A 21,963-nucleotide genomic window follows, 5' to 3' on the forward strand; every position below is an offset into this window, starting at 1 on the left:
TCTTTAACGGGTTCTGGCTGTATTTTCGAGTATTGGTGTGAATTTCATCTTGACGAGAAGGAGACTCTCTTATGAGCACAGAGAACTTAGAACACGAAGATCAAAACAGAACAACGGAACCGATCATCGATATCCTGGGCAATGAAGCGCCCTCTGATCCAGAACAGGAAATTGTTTCCCAAGGTGTCCACAACTACAGCGCCGCTGAAACGTATGTGTGTCCGACCGATCCGGCTGTTCTGCAGCAGCTCGAATGGTTCCGGGATCAGAAGCTTGCGCTGATGATGCATTTTGGATTGTACTGCCAGCCCGGCATGGTTGCCTCCTGGGCATTAAGCGACAAGGATTCAGACTGGTCCCGCCACCAGGTAAACTGGACGGACGGCGAAACCTTTAAAAAACAGTATTTCGGCCTGAATCGTTCGTTTAATCCGGTCCGCTTTCAGCCGGAGGAATGGGCGCAGATGGCAGAGGACTGCGGATTCCGTTATCTTCTTCTGACCACAAAGCATCACGACGGATTCTGCCTCTGGGACACCAAATATACAGATTATAAAACAACTGCAGAGGACTGCCCGTTCCATGAACATAAAAATGCGGATATCGTAAAATCCATGTTTGATGCATTCCGTGCAAAAGGCATCGGCATCGGTGCTTATTTTTCCAAAGCCGACTGGCACTGCCCGGACTACTGGAATGAAGATCTGAGAAAAGATGGTCTGACATCCCGCGGACCTTCCTACGATCCGAAGGAATATCCCAAGGTGTGGAACCGTTTTAAAGAATATACAAAAAATCAGGTTCTGGAGCTCTGTGAGAATTACGGTAAGCTGGATATTCTCTGGTTCGACGCGGGCTGGGTCTCTGAGAGCAACGGCCAGGATATTGAGCTTGGAAAGATCGTTGAGGAAGCACGTAAGATTCAGCCGTGGATTCTCTCCGTTGACCGTACAATCGGCGGTGCTTACGAAAACTACGTGACACCGGAGCTCTGCATTCCGGAAGAACCGCTGAACGTTCCGTGGGAAAGCTGCCTTACCCTCGGCGTTGACTTTACGTACGAATACGGCGACCATTATAAATCTCCGCGTGAGCTTGTCGGCATGCTTGTCAACATCGTTGCCAAAGGCGGCAACATGGCACTGAACGTCAGCCCACAGCCAGACGGCCGCATCCCGGTCGATGCCTGGGACAGCCTGAACGGTTTTGGCCAGTGGATGAAAACTTTCGGCGATGCTATCTACGGAACCCGCGTCTGCGCGCCGTACCAGAGCGGAACCCTTTCGTTCACACAGAAAGGTGATTCTGTCTATGTATTCCGGTTATATCCGACGGTACAGGAATCGGTAGAGGCAGAAATTTTCGTACCGTATACCGAGGCGAAGATTTCGGAGATCTGTATGGTGGAAAACGGAGAAAATGTTGCATTCAAAGAAGTCGAAGGCGGCCTTTGCATAACTGTCCCGGCAGGATACAGACGAGGCTCCGCACCGATTGCGCTGGTGTTTGAGATGAAGAAAGAACGGTAAATCAACAAGTGTAAAATTTTCCTTGATCCATTCAGGTCGGCTGGATTAGTCATTGATACGCCTAACGTCAAAACAGTTCAAGTGCATTTCTGCACCTGAACTGTTTTTCTGCTTTGTCAATATAATTGAAAAAACTATATTCATTTAAGAAGTTGTTTCAATCCACAGTCGGTAATTTCACAGAGTCTGACTTGTCAGCAGAATGCTGACTGTGGTTTGCCTCATGTCAGTAGGGATACCGATTTCTCTCCGCCCTCCACTGCCGTTAATTTTCTTATTTGCAATTCATCTCACCACCTATCGAGGTGGGAGAATCCTTGCCATTATTTGTTGAATCTTCCCTATATGGTAATATTCTCAGAATTTCATCTGTCTGCATGTTCTGACACCGTTGACGTAAATATCATTTGCCAGTTCTATGACTAGCCGCATATCCTGCCAGGTTTCACACTTGTTCCCCATAAAAGTAATGTTATCAAAATGGACATCATGAACACGTACTTCTTCTGTCGGTGTCTGGTACCCCCGGATTACGGAAACCGGGACATCTCCGTTCAGCACCTGGATATTATCAAAATAGATATCATTAATCTCTCCTTTGGCAAGCTGTTCCGTATATTTGCAAAGCAGAACCTTAATATCAAACAGTTTCTGTTCTGCCTGCTCTACTCTGATGTTTTTATAATGTATATCATGAACATGACCTCCATCTGCCTGATGTATGGAAATCGCCGCACCACCCATGTTTCCTTCATACTGGCAGTGTATGATGTCACAGTCTTCAAATACCAGGTCGTGGATTTCGCTCTGGAGGGCATAACCAAGCTCTATGGCATTACCGGGTTCTGCATTCCAGATTACGTTATTGTGAACACGCACTTTTGTTACATCACGTACCGTTGACGGATCTTCAAACAATCTTTGGGATTTGATGCAGATACTGTCGTCTGTGGAACGGATAAAGCAATTTTTTACCTCTACATCCTGGCTGCTCGTAATATCAATACCGTCTCCCGTTACAATCCTCGACATAATATTCATATTATCAATCACAACATGGTCACACGCCGCAGGAACTACATGCCAGGAAGGTCCGTCTACAGCCGTAAAGCCTTTTAAGAGTACATTATTACACCACTTGGCATAGATAAAGAAACGGTGTGCATTACTGTCCGGCAGATGCCAGCAGGATCCGTTGATAATTCCGTTTCCTACAATGGAAATATTGTCACAGTGGTCTGCATATACACACCCTGATACAACCGCACCTTCCTCAATATAAACCGTATCATTGGACTTTAAGGTAAGAACTCCTACATTATATACCTTGCCCTTTTCAAAGCAGATGGTGGTATCTGCCGGTTTCTCAATCCTGTGCGAGCAAAGTACAAACAACGCATCATGAAGACCACCATCTGTCTCTACAGTAAACTTTCTCGGTTCATCAAGATGGATATGGATTGTTTCTCCTTTTACAGAAGGAACTATGCCAAAGCTGGACGGACGGATTTCAAGTTTTTCATATGATGCATGGATTGAAATCTCCAGATCATACGCTTCGTTATCTACTACAACAACATAGTCAAACGAATCTGTATGGTATACCACTCACTCTGTTCCATTGCAGGTAACACTGTATTTTGCTGATTTTTCCAATTCATCTACAGAATTTAAAATAAATCTCGGTTCCTTGACCGGGTCCGGATTAGGATAATAAATCAAATCATTTTCAAAATCCTTCATGTCTCTTTTCTCCTATGCTTGTATAATGTTCTCAGAAACAAGGTGGTCACTACTGTTTCCAATACTGATACGCAGTTTCATTCCGCTACTGACGGTTTCCATGTTTTTCCCATAATATGAGAATTCTTCCTGATCAATAAAAAAATCTACATCCTTCTTTTCCCCCGGCTCCAGGAAAACCTTTCGGAAACGGACAAGTTCTTTCTTTGGACGTACTACAGATGCATATAATGTTTCATAATAACACTGGACTACTTCTGCTCCCACAACATTCCCTGTATTGCACACATTACAATGTATATGTACTTTTTTATCCTGGCCTATCTGCACATCAATGTCCGAAATATCAAACTCTGTATAAGACAATCCATAGCCAAATGGATATAACGGCGTATTTGGGATATCCATATATCTGCTGGTGAAACGATTTTCTGAATTATCTTCTGTAAATATATGTCCGGTTTTTACATCCCAGTAGCTTATGGGCACCTGCCCCACACACCATGGGATACTCACAGATAATTTGCCGGAAGGGTTTAATCTGCCATACACAATATCTATGATTGCTTCAGCTCCCATAGTGCCGGGTCTCCATGCCATAATGACAGCCTTGGATCTTTCCGATATCCTCCGCAGGTCCAATGGTCTTCCTGTAATTACCACAGTCACAATATTACTTGTACGTTCTGCTATTTTTTCAAATAACACCTGCTGTTCCTCCGGCAAAGTCAGAAATGCCCTGCTGGCAGCCTCTCCTGACTGGGACTCATGTTCACCCAGTACACATACAACCGTATCTTCATGGGTTATCGTTTCCAGCCACTGCTCATCCCTTGGCTTGTCAGACAATTCCTGTTCCACCTGCCATACCTTACACTCTTCATCAGAAAGAATATTGCATCCTGTAATACATTCTGCTTCTATCTGCTTTTTTTGCAAAACATCTTCTATTGTTTCAACTGCCTCATGTTCTCCAAAAATTGACCAGCGGCTTAATAGTTCTCTTGACGCTGTATAAGGACCTGCCCAGATAACTTTCTTCTTCCTGCTTAATGGCAGCAGCTTTTCATTTTTCAAAAGGACACAGCTTTCGCCCGCCAGCTGATATGCCTTTTCCCGGTTATGCAAAGTCAGTTTTCCACTCTTTCCAAGACCGGCAAACGGATTTTCAAAAAGCCCCAGCTGATTTTTCATCATCAGGACCCGGAATGCACTTTCATCAACAAACGCTTTCGGGATTTTTCCGCTTTCTACCAGTTTTTCCAGACACAGCATATAAGCAGGACTCATCATATCAATGTCTACACCGGCTTCTGAAGCCTGGATTGCTGCTTCTTCCATATCAGCTGCCACTCCCTGTTCTTCCAGCTGACCTATGGAGCCCCAATCTGAAATTACAGTTCCCTCAAATCCTTCCTTATCCCGCAGAAGCCCTTTAAGAAGTTCCTTATTTCCGCTTATCGGTTTACGATCAATAGCATTAAAAGCTGTCATGACCATAGCAGGCTTTGCTTTTAATGCCATACGGAAAGGTTTTACATACTGTTCCAGAAATGTCCGCTTGGATATTTCAACATCATTATATTCCCTTCCTGCATTCACTGCCCCATAACCCGCAAAATGCTTCAGGCATGCCGCTATTCCGGCATCATCTTTCTGCTGATAGCCATCTACCATTGCTTTTCCCATGATCCCATTTACATATGGATCTTCTCCAAAGGATTCCATCATCCTTCCCCATCTGGGATCTCTTGAAACATCAATCATAGGAGAAAATGTTGCTCTGAGCCCTTCTGAAGATGCCTCCAAGGCAGCTATAGAAGCCGCCTCAGACACCAGTTCCGGATGAAATGAACACGCCTGCCCCAACGGAATCGGAAAAATCGTCCGACATCCATGGATAACATCTGCCATAAAAAGAAGCGGAATATGATGGGGATGCTGTTCCATATATCTGCTCTGAATATCATAAATTTTATCTTTACCGATCACTCCAAGCACTGAACCGGCATATTGAATGATCCATTCCGGTGGTAACTGTTCGCCAACAACACCGGTGAGTACTGCCTCTTTATCAAAGTATACACCGGTGAGCTGCACCATCTGTCCTATTTTTTCCTGTAATGACATTTCTGACAGCAATTGCTGTAATTCATGTATTTCCATAAATACTCCTTATGTTCAATCCGTTTATTTCTAATGTTCATTTCTCCAAAGAGCACCTAAGCTGTTTTTCTGCTTTTTCAATATAATTGTATCATGCAAGCGGCCTTACGGTTCCTTCCGTAATTCCATTCTCATTAAACGCATCGACTCTCACATACACCGTTTCGCCTTCTACCAGCGCTCCAATATTTTGCTCCGGCATAAAGGTCATGCAGCTGTGATACAGCTTGTCCGGTGCAAAACCCCAGAGGACGTTGTATCCGACAGCGTCTGTCTGTGGCTCGATGATGATGCGCATATCCATAGTTCCGGTCCGCTCTGCCTGGTACTGCGGTGCAGACGGTTTTTCGCCGTTACCGAATCCGAAGACGCGAAGACCGGAGATGCATGGATTCTGATTGTACGGCACTTCAAAAACGGTGAGTTTCAGATAACGGATCTGTACACCCTCTTCTTTTACGACGAAATCATGCGGCAAATTGGTTTCTGCGTCTGATTTATCTGCCAGAACAAAATAGTTTGTTCCATCGGCGGATGCCTCAAGCAGCCATCTGGTCTTATGCTGGCTCGGGTCGATATATCGTTCCCCCTGACGCTCGCCCGGCAGAGGTGCATCGATTTTGTCATCTGCAAAATTAATCTGTACGGCGCGGACATCTTTTACCTCACCAAGATCCATCGAAATCCACTCACCCGGCTGATTTCCGGCTGCGCGCCACCAGGTCTGGATATTTTCATCTGTCGCAAACGACGGTTCTCTGCCTTCTTCCGAGGACGATGCCGTCATTGCTTTCTGATAGCTTAAGAGATACCACTCCGGTTCTGCCCACGGGTCTTCTTTTGCCTGCTCCACCGCCATCGGCCAGTCGCCGAACTGCTGATTGCAGAACAGGACACCATCTTTGTCGAAGCCTGCCCGCCAGATGCCGACGCGACGCTCCATATCGTGGTTTTTGCTGATCTGCATTGTCGCGGTATGCCACCAGTTTCCATAGCGGTCTTCCATCGTCGAACCGTGGCCTGCACCGCGCAGGAATCCGCCCGGTTTATAGGAATATGGATTGTTCTTTGCCAGACGGAACGGGCCAAGCGGGGAATCACTCTCGTAAACACCGTCACCGTAAACGTTGTATTCCGTTCCCGGGCCGGCATACTGGAGGTAATAGGTTCCATCATGCTTCGTCATCCATGCGCCCTCGATGAACGGTCTCTGACTGAACATAATTTTGGCAAACCCGATCTGCTCCTCCGTCAGATGATCCGCATCTTTTCCCTGTGCTTTCAGAAATTCTTTAAATTTTTCAACAGCTTCTTCTTCACTCAGCGGCATTTTGGAATGATTTTCTCCGACGCGCTCGTATCCGATTTTTTCCGGCTGACCGTAGATCAGTTCTTTTCTCTCGGTCTTTGGAACCATCGTCTCCGGTTCAAGCTCCACACCCCAGATCGGAGTCACGTTATTGCATCCCCAGTAAAAATAGAGCTTTCCGTCATCATCAAGAAACAGGTTCGGATCCCAGAAATCGAAGGTTCCCGGGATCCGCTCAAACGGCCCGTTCAGGATATCTTTCGTGCGGTAAAAATCGCAGATCGTGCCACGACGGGATGCGCTGAAATACACGTAATCGCCGACCACGCGCACATCCGGCGCATAGTCATACAGCGGCAGGCTGTCCGGCAGCCGGTGGCTCTCCCAGTGAACCATATCCTCCGAAACCCAGACGCTCAACGTCATGGATGCAAAAATATAATATTTTCCCTGAAATAAAATCATCGACAGATCGGCGGCCTCGCGGGAAATCTTGTCCTCACCGCTTCTCATATCCTGAATGAACTGGTAACGGTAATCCATATTTAACGGATTGCAGAAATACTGTTTTTTCATCAAAATTCCTCTTTCCGGACGGTACGTAAAAACCCCTGTTCGTACATCCTTTTTTCTTATGATAGAAAAAGTTTAGCATATCCCGCAAAGAAAGGAAATGTTCTGATTTGACTTTTTTGTTGCACTTTTTGGACTGTTTTTTGTCTCAGGTATTGGACAAATTCCTGTGTTGGATTTATAATTCGTGTAATTTCAAATTGCAGAAAACAAGATCTGCAAGCCGAGTTTTCAGCATGGATCGAGGTTGAAATGGAATGCGGCGATTTTACCCTGATACTGCAATCAGGAGAGAAACGTGCAAAGATAGATTTGAGTCAATTCACAGAAGAAAAACCGGAACCTTTCCCGATAAACACCGTTTTCGTACCGAAACAGCTTCTCGCAAATGTACTTCAGGCCGGAAAAGAGTTTTGCCTGGGTGCAAAAAATCTGAACCCCACAACGAAGGATTCTGCAATTGGAAAGGGAATCCAGATGATCGCCAGACAGACACAAGAAGTATTTGCAGACTGTCATGACGGAGATACAAACATCCGGGTCAGCACATGGATTGAAAAGCTGCTGGCTGTAAAAGACAATCTTGAATATGGAATTGTCAGTTCGGAAAGAACGACAAATCGCTGGGCCTATATGGATGAAAAACTTCTTATGATGGATTTCCGTACAGCTTTGGCGCAGAATTTATACCAGCTGAATGTCTTACCGATTGAAGCAAATGGTGCAATATTTGATCCTCATATCCATGATGCAGTACACATCGAAGAGACAGACCGGGTGGAAGAAGACAGAGTTGTCGAGGAAATACAGAAAGGCTACTTCTTCGGTGAAAAACTGTATCGACCGACAAAAGTTATTGTTTCTAAAAATCCCTGTCAAAAGTAATGCTCTGAATGCACTTCAAAAGCACCGGCCAAATGGTCGGTGCTTAAATAATGGTTTCATCATCCTGTCAAAAATAATACTCTGCCATGTGTGTCTTGATATATACGAATCAATTTCTCAAACGCACAGATCATTAACCGATATATAAATTAAGGGTGAAGAGGAGCCTGTTTTTAAAGCTCCTCATTACCCTTGACAAACCCTAAAAGAATTTAACCGAATCAACCAAGTCCTGATAAGCTGCGAAGCAGCTATTCAGTTATGAGCAAGTAACGAAGCGGATTGCGAATATCCGCTTTGGCTTTACAGACTGTTCCACAGTACTCCGGAAAATCTGTTTCTTGCAACTCTCACTCCACAGGACTGATTTTTTATGTCATTTCTGTATTTTTTCCTTCCATTTCTGTATTGTTTTTATGAAGACATGCTCTTTTTGCTTTTCATCTTCCTGTGCCTCATACTTAGATAATAAGGAATTAAGTTCCCTGTCCCATACCGAATAAAATCGAACAGTTTTTACTTCTTCCTGTATCGTTTTGATTTGTTTTTGATCTTGTCTCGAAAGACTCCGCATTCGTTTTTCTAGTTCCTTTTTGTAAATAGAAACCCCTTGCGGAAATCTTATATTGCTTGCCTCTCTTTTATCTTCTAACTCTATTCCTTTTCCCGATAAAACTTCTTCACTGTATAGCATTTGTAAAAAGGAGACTGCTTTTAAAGGTTGCTTTGTGTTCTTATTAATTCCTGCATAAAGTGTAACATTTGCAGTGAATCCGCCTTCCTGATTCGGCATTGCAAATACCGTATGAACTGTTTTTTCACCTCCAAGTTCTTCCAAATCATTTAGACTTACTACTCCTGTATCTTTTATTTTCCAGTTTAAAGCTAATGATCTTGTTTTTAATGCTACTGTTTCATCCAAAACTTTTTTTATCTGCTCTTCCGAATATAGAAGTGTTTTTTTCTTATAATCAACCACCTCACTAAATGTATCAAAAAATTGAACCCCACTTCTTTGCCCTACAATCTGTTGAATTGCTTTTTCTTTTTGTCTGGCTAATTCCAGCCAATTTCTTGATATTTCTGTATTTTCCGGTAAATCCTGTGTTGTAAATGCATATAGAAAATAATCGTATGTCATAGGAAGCAGTATTTGTTCCTCATTAGCCATACCTGCAGACAAAATCTTCTCTTCTAAAATATCTATATCAAAATATTTCATGTATGGTTTCAACGAAAGAAAGGTTCCCTGATACATTTCTTTTTTGGGGTCTTCAAAAACAACTACTCTTTGCTCACTCCAAGTCGGATTCGGCCCTTCTGCGAAAAATACATCCGGCCCTTCTCCCGTCGTAATTTCATTCTGGATCTCCTGTACTTTTTCTTCCGAAGCCTGTTGCCCTGATGGGATTACCATTAATTCCACTCCATTATTTTTATATATTTTCTTCCAGGCTGCCACTATTTGAAGTACCGTTTTTTTATTTTCTTCATCAACACAAATTTTTAATGGCATTTCCGTTTTCTCAATTTCAATCTTGGCTTGTGTATCTGCATATACCGTTTCTGCATTTAAGCTCCCACTGACTAATGTGATGTTAATCAGAATCAAACCAAAAATTTCTTTCAACCTTTTTCCCATCATTATGCTACCCCCTATGTTTCTATATAGCACAAGGCTATTGCATGACTTCTGTTTTTTTACATATCATACAACAGCCTTGTGTTTTAACCATTAATTATCATATCCGTGACAAATTGTTCTTGTTTCTTTCACATTAGCAGTATTTCCTGCGTTACAATTTAAACATTTTGTAGTTTTTATTCCTGTTCTATACTGCTTCAAATCAGTTCCCCATGCGTGACCATGAGTACATGTAACTGTACCACTGCTTATCCAGCTTCCCCATACGGTTGACGATGTTATTCTTCCTCCACATCTCGGGCAAACTGTAGCATACGGCATAATTTCTTCATACGCAAAAGTATTCTTACTTTCGATAACATCCGCTTTTGTTACATTGGCAGAAAATGTACTGGCCAACATTAAGGTCATTAGAAAAATGGAAATTTTTTTCTTTACCGCTTTCATACTTTTTTCCTTAAAAATTTATTATACCTGTCAACGTACATTCTACATTTGTATAATAAAAAATACCACACTTCCTACTTTTTGTCAATCTTTTTCTACGTTTGTCTAATTAATCATTATACCCATGGCAGACTATTTTTTCTTGCCTGATCTTTATCTCAAAAAAATTTCCACATTCATTACACCTGATTTTTTCTACTCCATATCTGGCTTTCTGTAAGTCATCTCCCCATGCATATTGATGTGTACATACTACATTTTTTTCATTTTCCCATGCATTCCAAACCACTTCTCCTTGTACCGCAGCTTTGCATTTGGGACAATTTTCTATATGCGATGATGACCATATTTGTCGCGCTATTTGCATTTCCGAAAAACTCAAAATAATTATTCCAAAAAGAAAAACAGTGACGTATATTCGAAGTTTTTTTCTTGCTAAAAACACATTGTAAAATCGTTCTTTCAGTATCTCTGTTTCTGATACCATTGAAACAACTCCAGATAATTCTTTTTTCGTTTGTTTTGAAGCCACTTTTAAAATAACATTGCAATAATCTTTCCGTTGCGTCAGATTCATATGTTTTGTAACAGTCTCATCACAGACACATTCGATATCTATATTTGCCATTTTTTGCACCCACAGCATTGGGATACAAAACCAATAAACATCCCTTATAATTTGAAGAAACCTTTTATACCATAAATCGTGTTTTTTCTGATGTGTCAATTCATGTAAAAAAATCAAATACCATTCTTCATAGGAGTAATTTTCCGTTTCCAGCATTTCTTGTGGAATCAATACTTTTGTATTTCGTACACCAAACAACATAGGAGAATAAAAATCTTGATTTTCACAGACCCATATTTCTGTTTTTTTTATTTTACAAACTTCGCTTGCTTTTTTTAGAGCTTCTAATACGGAATTTTTTTGCATTCTTTTACATTCTGCAAATATTCTTTTTTTCCATATTCTATATTGTATTGCGTGAAACAAAAGGCATAAAATCATCCCTGCAAGCCATATATACGGCAAAAATTTTTCGCCTGACATCCACTCTCGAATTGAAACGTTTCCAATTTTCGTCATGATCGCAGTCTTTTGATTTTGTTCCCCCATATAATATGCCGGCATAGAAATTATAAAAAAATGTTGCCGGAATTTCTCCGTCACACTCCAAAACGGAAAGCACATTTTAATTGTCAGAAGTATCCAGACTACCTTTCTCCAGTAATGACCGAGTCTTTTCCCCATTATTTTTTGTATAACATATGCCATAAATGCGACTATGCCTATGAAAAGATTCCACTTTATGATAAATGCCATCTGTAACTATGTCCTCTACACCACTTTTTCTATTTTTGTCTGTCAATAAATTCCTGCAATTGCTTAACCTCTTTTGAGCTAAGTTTTTCTCCATCATACAATGACGATGCGAATTTTGCTAATGACCCTTGAAACATTTTATCTAACATGTTTTTTCCAACTGTGCCTATATAGTTTTCTTTTTCTACTAATGGTACATAAAGATTTGATTTCCCATTCCTCACTTTTTGAATAAATCCTTTTTTTTCCAAACGAGTAAGCAATGTTAAAATGGTACTCGGTGCAATGTTTTTCTCTACATTCAATTTCTCTTCAATTTGAAATCGGCTGACAGGTTCCGCATATTCCCATACAATCATCATAATTTCCTGTTCTGATTCTGGTAATTTTTTCATTTCTACTCTCCGCTTTTCTCTACTTTGACCAGATTATAGCATATTTTCCAGAAAATTGTTGCACTTTTTGGGACTGTTTTCCGCCTTCCGAAGCTAGTACATCGTTTTCGAAATAACTATACCACTCACTTGTCTGCAAATCTGATTGCACAGGCATAAAAGCCTCGGCGTAGCCCGCTACGCCTACATTTTTATACCTGCACACTCGAATCTGCATCCTGCGTGATTGGTATAGTTATTTACAAAACGATGTACTAGATTCTAGCATGATTCTTGATTTTTTCTTCCGTTTCGCATAGCTTTGAATGCACTTCAAAAGCACCGGCCAAATGGTCGGTGCTTAAATAATGGTTTCATCAAAAATGGTTCATCCTATACCACACATAAATATGCAAAATATCCTGCATAGCATAAAAGCATAACGACACCACACGTTTTCCGTAATTCCCTGTTCTTGTACGTCCCAATCCATAAAACCAGACCTGCCAGAATTGCGATTCCTGTGTCTACAATAAATTTAGTTTCAAATGGCACAGGACAGATCAGTGCGGCTGTTCCAATTACAAATAAAATGTTAAAAATATTGCTTCCGACAATATTTCCGATTGCAATTCCTGCATTCCCTCTTTTTGCTGCTGTCACAGATGTTACCAGCTCCGGAAGGGATGTTCCGAGAGCAACAATCGTCAGTCCGATAAAACGCTCACTCATTCCAAAGTATCGTGCAATCTCGGTTGCCCCGCTGACGGCAAAATCACTTCCTTTTACAACCAGGACGCCGCCTGCCACCATCAAAAGAAGACATTTCCAGACAGGATAATTTTTCGCTTCCTCCTCTTCCGGATTTTCCCCTTTTTTCGACATTACAAACAAATAGCCAAGATATACAAGAAACAGTACCCATAAGACTATGCCCTCGGCAAACGTTACTTTTCCTCCTGTGATTCCGCATATCATTAAAACTACCGTAACAAACATCATAAACGGTATTTCATAAAACAAGGTAGACCTTTGTATTGCCACATTTGTTATTAATGCCGTAAGTCCGAGAATAATAAAAATATTCAAAATATTGCTTCCAACCACATTTCCTATCGTAATTCCTGCGTTCTGCTGCATCGCTGCGGTAATACTTACAGCAGCCTCCGGCATACTCGTTCCCATTGCAACAATGGTAAGTCCGATAATCAGCTGGGGAATTCCAAACTTTCTTGCTATGCTTGCAGACCCTTCCACAAACCAGTCTGCTCCTTTTACCAGAAAAAGGAAACCCACTATCAAAATCCCTGCCTGTAACATCATACGTATCTTCCTCTCTTTCTTTTGCATTCTTTGCAGCAGGTGTTATAGGCATAAAAAAAGAGACTCCTACTGCATCTACAGTAAAAGTCTCGCTATTTAATCACTTTCCGAGTTATTGAATATCAATAGCTGTACTGACGAAGAAGTGAACACGGTTGGCTAGCTACTCCCTTTTATTTTTCCAGTTTATCAAATTTCTTTTTTTTCGTCAACGTTTTTGTTTCTCCTAGTTCCTTATTTCCAGATATTCTTATCTTCATTACACTTCTTTAGTATATCCAACTCCTCCTGATCATACGGAGTAAAATCTGCATGATACAAATTATGCATCCATTCTGTATTAATCAGCGGACGATTAAACTGTTTCAAAAACTTTACCATTCTTCGTGCATGCGTATAATCACCATAAAAATGAAATGTAATAATGTCCGAGAGTTCTATGTTTTCCCGATCCACCTCACCATGAAAACATGGGTTGTTTAGCCATTCATAATAGTTTCCCTTTACCCGTTTTTTCTTTGATCCCGCTTTTTAAACTCCATGTAAAATTTATTTGCTGCTTTGATCATACTATATCTACATGCTCTTTTCTATATCTCTTTTTCCATTACCGTTCACTCCTCTTAATCTGACAATAACCCTCACAATCCTCTTTTCCAGTTTTGTTTTACAAAAGAACGGTTCCATACGCCTGCATCATTTTTCCGTTTTACTTTATTTTTTCTTTCTTGCCGATAGTATTTTTTCTCAATTTTTGCTATACTGAAAATGTATGCGTATCAAACTCCGGCATTGCTCTTTCAAGCTGCCGACACATACATAAAATTCATAAAAGGGGGTATCTTTTTCATGGATACGTATGTCATTTTAAAAGACCTGGCAATCATTATCGTATTCGCAAAATTGTTTGGTATTCTTGCCAGAAAATGCAAGGCTCCGCAGGTTGTGGGCGAGCTGATTGCCGGTATTGTCCTTGGACCCAGTGTGCTGGGACTCGTTCAGCAGTCTGACTTTCTCGCACAGATGGCGGAGATCGGTGTCATTTTGCTGATGTTCTCCGCAGGTCTTGGCACCAGCCTGAAGGATCTGCTCCGCACCGGAGTGAAATCCCTGCTGATCGCCTGTGCCGGTGTTTTTGTTCCTCTCGTTCTTGGAGCCATCTTATACATGAGCTTTTATGGCTTCTCTGCTGTCGGAACGGAAGAATTTTACCACGCTGTTTTTATCGGTGTTATTCTGACTGCGACATCGGTCAGCATCACCGTACAGGCCTTGAAAGAACTCGGCAAGCTGAAAACAGAGGTTGGAACAACCATCTTAAATGCAGCCATCATCGACGATGTCATTGGTATCATTGTGCTGACTGTTGTCATCGGTTTTAAAGATCCGACATCCAATCCGCTGAAAGTAGCAGCCTCCACCATTCTGTTTTTTGCCCTTGCGATTGTGCTCGGTTTTCTCTGCTTTAAGCTGTTCAACCGCATGAACTCCGTATTTCCGCACACCCGCCGTCTCCCGATTCTGGGTCTTGCGCTCTGCTTCGGACTGTCCTACATTTCCGAAAAATATTTCGGCATCGCCGATATTACCGGTGCATACGTTGCGGGCGTTATCCTGTGTTCCCTCGATTCTTCCGATTACATCGAAGAAAAAATGGATATCAGCTCCTATATGATTTTCGGACCGATTTTCTTTGCAAGTATCGGACTCAAAACAACGCTCAGCGGCATGAACGAGAAATTCGTACTCTTTGCCATCTGTTTCGTCATCGTCGGCCTTGTCGCAAAAATCATCGGCTGTGGCCTGATGTCAAAGGGATGCGGCTTTACCTGGGGCGACAGCCTGAAAATCGGTGTCGGTATGATGACCCGCGGTGAAGTCTGTCTGATCGTCGCGCAAAAGGGTCTGAATGCAGGCTTTTTATCCGGCGATTTCTTCAGTGCCGTGATTCTGCTGATTCTCTTCTCGAGTGTTGCAACACCGATTATACTGAAAATCTTATACGCGAAAATGCCGACGGCAAAAGATTCTGCAAAGGCATCCTGACTTTCCTTTTACCAAAACAGGGCGCTGTGCCATTTCCTGCACAGCGCCCTGTTTTTTTCGTATCAACCGGTAAGTTCTGATTTCTTCTACCACAGAATCTTCTCTGCCTCAGCTCCATCCGCAAACGGTCCCGGCATTGCTGCCACGCCGCGGTGCTCGCCGAGATAATCCTGATCGAAGATAATCGTGCTTCCGTCCGGATCTTCGAATCTCTGCTCCGGCTCGAAGGCGTATCCTAAAATATCACTGTTGATAATTCCCGTCCGGAAATCCTTCAGGAACTCATACACGTTCGTCTTGATGGAATAGTGGCCGTCTTTTTCCACAAGTTCCACCTTAACCTGGTTCTCGTTATCCATAAGATTCTCTTTTTCATTCACACACGCCTTTGCTCCGTTAAAGTAAGCGTTTCCGTTTACCCAAACCGGCAGATGACATTTATTGTGATACGGCTCCAGCTTGCTCATGTCGGCCGGTTTATCCAGCTCAAAGTGGCTGATCCACTCGTCATAGGTCGGATACTCGTCGAACACATGCGTTCCGACCTCCTGGTTATCCTCCATCTTGAAGCCCATGTCCTCAACCGTTTCTGTTTCCTCAACCGGGTAATTCTGGATAAAGATGTTGTTGTAGAACCGGTCATCGCCATGCAGGAATGTCATGAATCCGGCAACCTCGGTACGGTGACGGATGTGATACGGCGTGTAACGGTCTCCTGTTCCGCCGCCAACTGCAGTTAATGAGCCAAGCATCAGATTGTGTACGCAGGCAATACCATCGGTCGCCATACGAACGCTGACCGGTGAGAGCATAATGTTGTTATCGATCAGTGTCGGACCATGGCCAACCTCGATGAAAATATCCTGACTCATCATTGCGCCCTCTGCCTTTGGTGTTCCCTCCGGCGGGCAGTTGTCGTGCAGCAGGTTCTGGGTCAGGCGTGTTCCCTGTGCCTCCCAGTCGCACCAGATGCCCATCGTACAATGATGAATGTGATTTCTTCTCATCACAACATCGATCGCTGCATGCATCTTGATACCGGAAATCTCGGCCCCGCCAAGCTGCTGCATATTGTTGATGTTGTGAATGTGGTTGTCCTCAATGATACTGAACACACCGCCCATCCGTCCGACAATACCGGTCTGCTCACAGTGATGGATGTGGCAGCGGCGGATGATATGGCTTCCGATGTTCTCCTTCGTCCAGCCGTGATACTGGCCGCGGCACACAGCATCACGCTCCATCTGGGTCGGGCTTTTTACGTGTTTTCTGGTAAAGTAATGGTCGTTCTCCGGATCGTAATATTTTCCGAGCGAAATACCGCAGCACTTGCTGTTGCTGACCTCACAGTCCTCAATAATCCATCCCTTCGACCAGTGCGGACCGATCATACCGTCCTGATAAGCAGCCGGCGGCGCCCATGTCGTTGCTGCCTTGCTGACATCAAATCCACTGAACGTAATGTAATTTACGCCTGTTTTCGACGGCATAAAGCAGTTCCGGCGCACGTTGATTTCTACTTTTTCCTCCGTCGGGTTTTTACCCTGGAAGTTTGCGTAGATGACCGTCTGATTTTTCTCTTTGTCCTGCTCGGTATACCATTTGTAAACCGACCACTCCGGCTCCCAGGACGGCGCATAAACCTCGCCCTTGATACACTCCTCGAGCGTCTCTGCCTCGTATAACTGGCGGTCATTCAGATAAACCGCGCCGGTATGGCGTACCACCGGTGCAAAATACCAGTCACCGCCGACCATTGTCGTGTATGGGTTATAATTGCCAAACACTCCGTTGTCTACACGGCATACCCACACATTATCTTTGTAATGCTCCCAGTCATTCATCGTTTCCGCACCGGTGATCTTTGCGCCGAGCGGCTTCTCACTCTTATAGACGATTCTTGCATCCTCGGTTCCTCCGTTGACCGGATCAACATATTCATGGTAAATACCAGGTGCAACCAGAACTTCATCTCCTGCCTTTGCAATTTTTGCCGCATCGTTGATGAACTTGAACGGCATCTCTTTTGTTCCGTTTCCATTCTTCGGAGCGGAATTATTGACATAGTAAATCATTTCTCTATACTCCTTTTTGTTATAGTAAAACCCGAAAACACTGCAAAAAAGGCTGTGACGCAATCATTCACTCTCTGCGGCGCTGAATTTTTTACGCTATTTTTTTGCGGGTCTATAGAATTTCTTTACGATAATGCTTCTTCCGCAGCCTCTTTTGATGCAAACGGGCCCGGCAGCGGATGAATGCCCTGACGGTTTCCGAAGTAGTCATATCGGAACACGATCGGCGTTCCATCCGGATTCTCATATTTCTGTTCCGGCTCAAATGCCATGCCAAGCGTCTCCGTTGAGATCACTGCACAGGCATTCTGCGGCAGATAATCGTAAACATTGGTCTCCAGTTTCCATTTTCCGTTCTCTTCTTTTACACCGATGGTGATTTCATGCTCGGTATCCACTACAGCGTCCTGTTCCTGCTCTGCCGGCTTCGCCCCATTGAAGTAAACGTTGCCGCCAAGCCATACCGGCAGCTTCTCGTAATACAGATCCGGTGACTTTCCGGAACCCATTCCGCAGTAGCCCTCAAATCTTGCCACGTACTCCTCCAGCGTCGGATATCCGCTGTACGGCACGGTTCCTGCTGTCAGATTTCCGTCATCCCATTCATTATCCCCAGTCAGTTTACGGATTTCTTCCATTCCCGCACGAACCGGCTTCTGGATGAAGATATTATTGTAGAACCGGCAGTCACCGTGAAGAACCGTCATAAATCCGTTGATCTCCGTGCGATGCGGCACATGGTACGGTGTGTAGCGTGGCGACGGCAGCTTTTCGGAGCCATTGTTGACACCGCGGCCGACAGCAGTAAACGATCCCGCGATCAGGTTATGTACTACCGCAACACCCTGCGTTGCCAGCTTCATCGCGCGGTCCGAAAGCAGTACGTTATTGTCCACCAGTGTCGGTCCGTGGGAAATTTCAATAAAGATATCCTCGCCGATACCGTCCATACCTTCTGGATTTGCATTTTCCTCGTTCGGCAGCGTATTGTCATGGAACAGGTTCTGCGTAACACGTGTGCCCTGTGCCTGCCAGTCGAGCCAGAGGCCTCTCGTACAGTGATGGAAATGGTTTCTTCGAATGATCACATCGATTGCTGCATGCATCTTGATGCCGCCGATCTCCGCACCCGCAAGGTTCTGTTTATTATTGATATGGTGAATGTGGTTATCCTCAATGATCGAGAACACACCACCTAAGTGGCCTACAATACCCGTCTGTCCACAGTCATGGATGTTGCACCGGCGGATGATGTGGCTTCCGATGTTTTCCTTTGTCCATCCCTCCCGCTGCGCCTGGCAGATACAGTCACGCTCCGTCTGTGTGCCATCTTTGAATTTCCATTTGAGCCATTTATTGTCATTGTTCGGCTGTCTGTATTTTCCAAGTGAAATGCCCGAGCACTTCGAATCTGAAATCTCACAATCCTCGATGATCCATCCCTTTGACCAGTGCGGGCCGACCATTCCTTCCTGATATGCCGTCGGCGGAGCCCACTGGGTTGCCGCCTGTTTTACAACAAAGCCGGACAGCGTGATATAACCAATGCCCTCCTTCGATGGATAAAAGCAATTCTCGCGCACATTAATTTCCACCGTTTCCTCATTCGGGTTTTTCCCCTGGAAATTCACATAGAAAACGGTCTCATTCTTCTCTTCGTCCTGCTCCACATACCAGGTGTAAACCGTGAATGCCTGATCCCAGGATTTTTTATAGATCTCCGGCTTTTTCACCTGATCCAGACTTGTCACCTCATACATAGATTTTCCATTCAGATACACTTCTCCGGTGTGTGCCGTGTAGGATGCGATAAACCAGTCACCGCTGACCAGTGTCGTATATGGATTGTAATCCCCAAACAATCCGTTCGAAACGCGCGCTGTCCACACATCACCTTCCAAATGCTCCCAGTTATCCACAATTTCCGCACCGGTAATCACAGCTTTTCCCGGTTCCACAGAACGGTACACAATTCTTGCATCCTCACATCCCGCATTCGCCGGATCTACATATTCCCGATATACGCCAGGCGCTACAAGCACCTCGTCGCCGGGCATTGCAATTTTTGCCGCCTCGGAAATCGTCTGAAATGGATATTCCTTCTGCCCATTTCCGCTTCGCACAGCATTTCCATCTACATAAATCTGCATTTTTTGCTTACCTCCCACTTCTTCACTTTTCATAAATTTTTATTGTTTTTTTGTGAATTTTCGCCAAAACCGCATCACTCTTTTTTCAATTTCTGCCGTTCTTCACAATTTTCATATCTTAACCATAATACAGATCCTCGTAAAACACTACTTATATATTGCCGATCATTGCCCAGATGTTTCGATTTTTTCTATATTTTTTCTCTCTTCTGTTGTATAATACCGTTTATCAGATACGGAGGATTCTTTTGCCATGAAAAACGATTCGACTTCTTTTTTCGAAAACAATCATTTTGCTAACAGCTATGTTTACGATATCTCTATTTCGCATGTCCCCGCCTATTTCGGTCTGCACTGGCATCACTATATCGAAATTGTGCTTGCACAGGATAACGGCATTATCTATGAAGTAAATGGAGAAACCTTTCCGCTAAAGCCCGGTGATCTTCTTTTTATCTGGCCCGGCGAGCTGCACGCTGTTTCCACAACCAACAAAGAACATCGCCTGATCATGCTTCAGCTCGATGCAGATTTTCTGGAAAAACGCGTGGATTTCCAGTCTGTTGCTTATCTTTTTTATCAGATCCGTCTTCTGAATCAGAACAACTTCCCGGAAATCGAAAAGCTCCGCGGATTTCTGACAGAACTGCGCAGGCTCTCCCTCTCCGGTATCAGTTTTTCCGAGCTGCGCGGATGCGTTCTGCTGTATCAGTTTTTTATTCTGCTCGGCGAAAATCTCTCCGTGCCGACCGAAACTGCCACACCGCAAAAAACAGGCCATTCCGCACAGGTACACCGCCAGATGATTGCTGCATGTACCTGGATCTCGAGTCACTGCACCGAACCGGTTTCCCTGGAAGAAGCATCAAAGGTCGCCGGATTCTCCCGCTGCCATTTTTCCAAGCTGTTCCGCGCATACACCGGTCTCTCCTTCACGGATTTTGTCACCAGGGAACGGCTCCATATCGCCGAAAACCTGTTAAAAAAACCGGATCTCACGATCACCGAAGTGTCGCTCGAATCCGGTTTTAACAGTATTTCTACGTTTAACAGAGTCTTTTTGAAATCAAAAAATGTAAGCCCTACCGACTTCCGTCAGATGTACCTGCAATCCTATCAGAAATAGGCTATGAATTCGGCATGGCCTCTGGTCTTTCGCAGGTGGATGGAACCTTCTCAAATGCACCCGTTTCCGCACTCTTCATAATCTGATCGATCGTATCGAGTACGTGATATGCCATTTTGGCACTCGCACGGTTTGGTCTGCCCTCGGCAATTGCTTCTGCCATCTCAGACGGGCCAAGACCACGGCTGTTTTCGCTGTAATCAAAGCCATAATGTAAAACTTCCGGAACAGTCTGCTGTGTCCAGTCTTTTACACCCGGAATATAGACAACATCGCCGCCGAAATTGTTCGGATCAACAAGCTTTAAGATACCTTTTTTACCGTAAATGGTGAATACCGCCTGATCATTGATGACGCTGTCACCATTGACGCAGAATGTACCGGTCACACCGTTTTTCATTTCCAGAATGGTAAAGACCTGACTTTCGTTTGTATAGTCAAATTCCTGTCCGTATTCCGGGCTGCCCGGAATGATGTTCACACGCTTCGCCGCAAGGTTTCGCACGGACGATACAACGCGATCCACCGGACCAAAAAGACTCACAATTGCCGTCAGATAATAAACACCGAAATCGTAGCAGATACCGCCGCCCGGCATCCGCAGAAAACGGAAGATGCTCGCCAGCAAATCAAGATCGCGGTTTGCGCATGCTTCGAAAGATGTCACCTCGCCGATCAGCCCGTCGTCGATCGCTTTTCTTGCGGTCTGCAGTGCCGATCCAAGGAAGGTGTCCGGTGCGGAACCGAGATAGAGATGTTTCTCCTCTGCCAGCTCGATCAGTTTCGCTGCCGTTTCCGGTGCGAGGGTCATTGTTTTTTCAGTGTAAACGTGTTTTCCGGCTTCCAGTGCCTGACGGATCAGCCCCTCGTGGGTCGGTGCCGGTGTCAGAATGACTACCATTTCAATCGACGGATCTGCCAGAATTTCCTCGTAGGTACAGCCCTTGATGCCATACTGCTCTGCTTTCTTTTTCGCATGTTCAAGATGGCCTGCGCAGCATGCTGCTACCTCAAGATTCTCAAAGTTATGAATCATGTTCGTCAGATAAATATCACTGATCGCTCCGCAGCCGACAACGCCGACTCTCATTTTTTTCGTTTCTGTTGTTCCCATTTGTAAAAATCCCCTTTACTCTTTGTTTTTTGATTCTGTTCTAATAAAAACCCTTATTTTTTTTATACAACGAAATGTCTGAAAAAACAAGCATTCCGGCTCATATTTCACTTTCAAAATGAAAAAACCACCCA

Annotated in this window: 16 protein-coding genes; 4 read left to right on the forward strand and 12 right to left on the reverse strand. The window is 44.0% G+C overall.

The window, feature by feature from the left end; all coding sequences use genetic code 11:
* Positions 1-71: 71 nt before the first annotated feature.
* Positions 72-1,529 carry an alpha-L-fucosidase gene (locus DW743_RS15120; protein WP_117762067.1) on the forward strand — a complete coding sequence of 486 codons (1,458 nt, stop codon included), beginning with the start codon at positions 72-74 and terminating at the stop codon, positions 1,527-1,529.
* A gap of 357 nt (positions 1,530-1,886) precedes the next feature.
* Here the strand turns inward: DW743_RS15120 and DW743_RS15125 are convergent, their stop codons facing one another.
* The 4 genes from DW743_RS15125 to DW743_RS15135 form a co-directional block, all read right to left on the reverse strand.
* On the reverse strand, positions 1,887-3,137 hold the full coding sequence (locus DW743_RS15125) for a glycosyl hydrolase family 28 protein (protein ID WP_117762068.1): 1,251 nt from the start codon (positions 3,135-3,137) through the stop codon (positions 1,887-1,889).
* On the reverse strand, positions 3,138-3,272 hold the full coding sequence (locus DW743_RS18660; protein ID WP_264292963.1) for a hypothetical protein: 135 nt from the start codon (positions 3,270-3,272) through the stop codon (positions 3,138-3,140).
* Between the two features lie 12 nt (positions 3,273-3,284).
* A complete protein-coding gene (locus tag DW743_RS15130; RefSeq protein WP_117762069.1) occupies positions 3,285-5,438 on the reverse strand; it encodes a glycoside hydrolase family 3 N-terminal domain-containing protein in 2,154 nt (717 codons plus the stop codon).
* 91 nt (positions 5,439-5,529) lie between these two features.
* Positions 5,530-7,323 carry a family 43 glycosylhydrolase gene (locus DW743_RS15135; protein WP_117762070.1) on the reverse strand — a complete coding sequence of 598 codons (1,794 nt, stop codon included), beginning with the start codon at positions 7,321-7,323 and terminating at the stop codon, positions 5,530-5,532.
* Between the two features lie 249 nt (positions 7,324-7,572).
* On the opposite strand from DW743_RS15135, the gene DW743_RS15140 reads away from it, so the two are divergent.
* Positions 7,573-8,205, forward strand: coding sequence for a nucleotide exchange factor GrpE (locus DW743_RS15140; RefSeq protein WP_082424849.1), 633 nt, complete (start codon positions 7,573-7,575; stop codon positions 8,203-8,205).
* Positions 8,206-8,581: 376 nt separating this feature from the next.
* On the opposite strand, the gene DW743_RS15145 is transcribed toward DW743_RS15140, so the two are convergent.
* The 5 genes from DW743_RS15145 to DW743_RS15165 all read right to left on the reverse strand — a co-directional run bounded on the left by DW743_RS15145 (position 8,582) and on the right by DW743_RS15165 (position 13,318).
* Positions 8,582-9,850 carry an extracellular solute-binding protein gene (locus DW743_RS15145; protein WP_055226137.1) on the reverse strand — a complete coding sequence of 423 codons (1,269 nt, stop codon included), beginning with the start codon at positions 9,848-9,850 and terminating at the stop codon, positions 8,582-8,584.
* 90 nt (positions 9,851-9,940) lie between these two features.
* The gene (locus DW743_RS17895) at positions 9,941-10,297 is read right to left on the reverse strand and encodes a hypothetical protein (protein ID WP_055226135.1); all 357 of its coding nucleotides are present in this window, start codon (positions 10,295-10,297) and stop codon (positions 9,941-9,943) included.
* Between the two features lie 109 nt (positions 10,298-10,406).
* Positions 10,407-11,621 (reverse strand): M56 family metallopeptidase, encoded by a 1,215-nt coding sequence (locus tag DW743_RS15150; protein ID WP_117762071.1) that lies wholly within the window; start codon positions 11,619-11,621, stop codon positions 10,407-10,409.
* A 29-nt stretch (positions 11,622-11,650) separates the two neighbouring features.
* Positions 11,651-12,016 (reverse strand): BlaI/MecI/CopY family transcriptional regulator, encoded by a 366-nt coding sequence (locus tag DW743_RS15155; RefSeq protein ID WP_055226132.1) that lies wholly within the window; start codon positions 12,014-12,016, stop codon positions 11,651-11,653.
* A gap of 372 nt (positions 12,017-12,388) precedes the next feature.
* Positions 12,389-13,318, reverse strand: a complete 930-nt coding sequence (locus DW743_RS15165) for a calcium/sodium antiporter (RefSeq protein ID WP_055226130.1) — start codon at positions 13,316-13,318, stop codon at positions 12,389-12,391.
* Positions 13,319-14,167: 849 nt separating this feature from the next.
* Here DW743_RS15165 and DW743_RS15175 point away from each other — a divergent pair.
* Entirely contained in the window at positions 14,168-15,364 is a 1,197-nt protein-coding gene (locus tag DW743_RS15175) for a cation:proton antiporter (RefSeq protein WP_055226128.1), read from the forward strand.
* 86 nt (positions 15,365-15,450) lie between these two features.
* On the opposite strand, the gene DW743_RS15180 is transcribed toward DW743_RS15175, so the two are convergent.
* Positions 15,451-17,439, reverse strand: coding sequence for a right-handed parallel beta-helix repeat-containing protein (locus tag DW743_RS15180; RefSeq protein WP_117762073.1), 1,989 nt, complete (start codon positions 17,437-17,439; stop codon positions 15,451-15,453).
* Between the two features lie 125 nt (positions 17,440-17,564).
* On the reverse strand, positions 17,565-19,589 hold the full coding sequence (locus DW743_RS15185; protein WP_055220362.1) for a right-handed parallel beta-helix repeat-containing protein: 2,025 nt from the start codon (positions 19,587-19,589) through the stop codon (positions 17,565-17,567).
* Between the two features lie 253 nt (positions 19,590-19,842).
* Here DW743_RS15185 and DW743_RS15190 point away from each other — a divergent pair, with 253 nt between their 5' ends.
* Positions 19,843-20,715, forward strand: coding sequence for an AraC family transcriptional regulator (locus DW743_RS15190; RefSeq protein ID WP_117762074.1), 873 nt, complete (start codon positions 19,843-19,845; stop codon positions 20,713-20,715).
* A gap of 1 nt (position 20,716) precedes the next feature.
* Here DW743_RS15190 and DW743_RS15195 read toward each other — a convergent pair whose 3' ends face one another.
* A complete protein-coding gene (locus DW743_RS15195; protein ID WP_117762075.1) occupies positions 20,717-21,829 on the reverse strand; it encodes a Gfo/Idh/MocA family protein in 1,113 nt (370 codons plus the stop codon).
* Between the last annotated feature and the right edge of the window lie 134 nt (positions 21,830-21,963).

Origin of the sequence: Blautia sp. AM28-27 (assembly GCF_003480905.1) — a bacterium.
Lineage (GTDB): Bacteria > Bacillota > Clostridia > Lachnospirales > Lachnospiraceae > Fusicatenibacter > Fusicatenibacter saccharivorans.

What these genes read in the sequence shown, in the direction of transcription:
- DW743_RS15120 (WP_117762067.1), top strand. Translation starts at nt 72, where the DNA reads ATGAGCACAGAGAACTTAGAACACGAAGATCAAAACAGAACAACGGAA.
- DW743_RS18660 (WP_264292963.1), bottom strand. Translation starts at nt 3,272, where the DNA reads ATGAAGGATTTTGAAAATGATTTGATTTATTATCCTAATCCGGACCCG.
- DW743_RS15130 (WP_117762069.1), bottom strand. Translation starts at nt 5,438, where the DNA reads ATGGAAATACATGAATTACAGCAATTGCTGTCAGAAATGTCATTACAG.
- DW743_RS15135 (WP_117762070.1), bottom strand. Translation starts at nt 7,323, where the DNA reads ATGAAAAAACAGTATTTCTGCAATCCGTTAAATATGGATTACCGTTAC.
- DW743_RS15140 (WP_082424849.1), top strand. Translation starts at nt 7,573, where the DNA reads ATGGAATGCGGCGATTTTACCCTGATACTGCAATCAGGAGAGAAACGT.
- DW743_RS15145 (WP_055226137.1), bottom strand. Translation starts at nt 9,850, where the DNA reads ATGATGGGAAAAAGGTTGAAAGAAATTTTTGGTTTGATTCTGATTAAC.
- DW743_RS17895 (WP_055226135.1), bottom strand. Translation starts at nt 10,297, where the DNA reads ATGAAAGCGGTAAAGAAAAAAATTTCCATTTTTCTAATGACCTTAATG.
- DW743_RS15150 (WP_117762071.1), bottom strand. Translation starts at nt 11,621, where the DNA reads ATGGCATTTATCATAAAGTGGAATCTTTTCATAGGCATAGTCGCATTT.
- DW743_RS15155 (WP_055226132.1), bottom strand. Translation starts at nt 12,016, where the DNA reads ATGAAAAAATTACCAGAATCAGAACAGGAAATTATGATGATTGTATGG.
- DW743_RS15165 (WP_055226130.1), bottom strand. Translation starts at nt 13,318, where the DNA reads ATGATGTTACAGGCAGGGATTTTGATAGTGGGTTTCCTTTTTCTGGTA.
- DW743_RS15175 (WP_055226128.1), top strand. Translation starts at nt 14,168, where the DNA reads ATGGATACGTATGTCATTTTAAAAGACCTGGCAATCATTATCGTATTC.
- DW743_RS15180 (WP_117762073.1), bottom strand. Translation starts at nt 17,439, where the DNA reads ATGATTTACTATGTCAATAATTCCGCTCCGAAGAATGGAAACGGAACA.
- DW743_RS15185 (WP_055220362.1), bottom strand. Translation starts at nt 19,589, where the DNA reads ATGCAGATTTATGTAGATGGAAATGCTGTGCGAAGCGGAAATGGGCAG.
- DW743_RS15190 (WP_117762074.1), top strand. Translation starts at nt 19,843, where the DNA reads ATGAAAAACGATTCGACTTCTTTTTTCGAAAACAATCATTTTGCTAAC.
- DW743_RS15195 (WP_117762075.1), bottom strand. Translation starts at nt 21,829, where the DNA reads ATGGGAACAACAGAAACGAAAAAAATGAGAGTCGGCGTTGTCGGCTGC.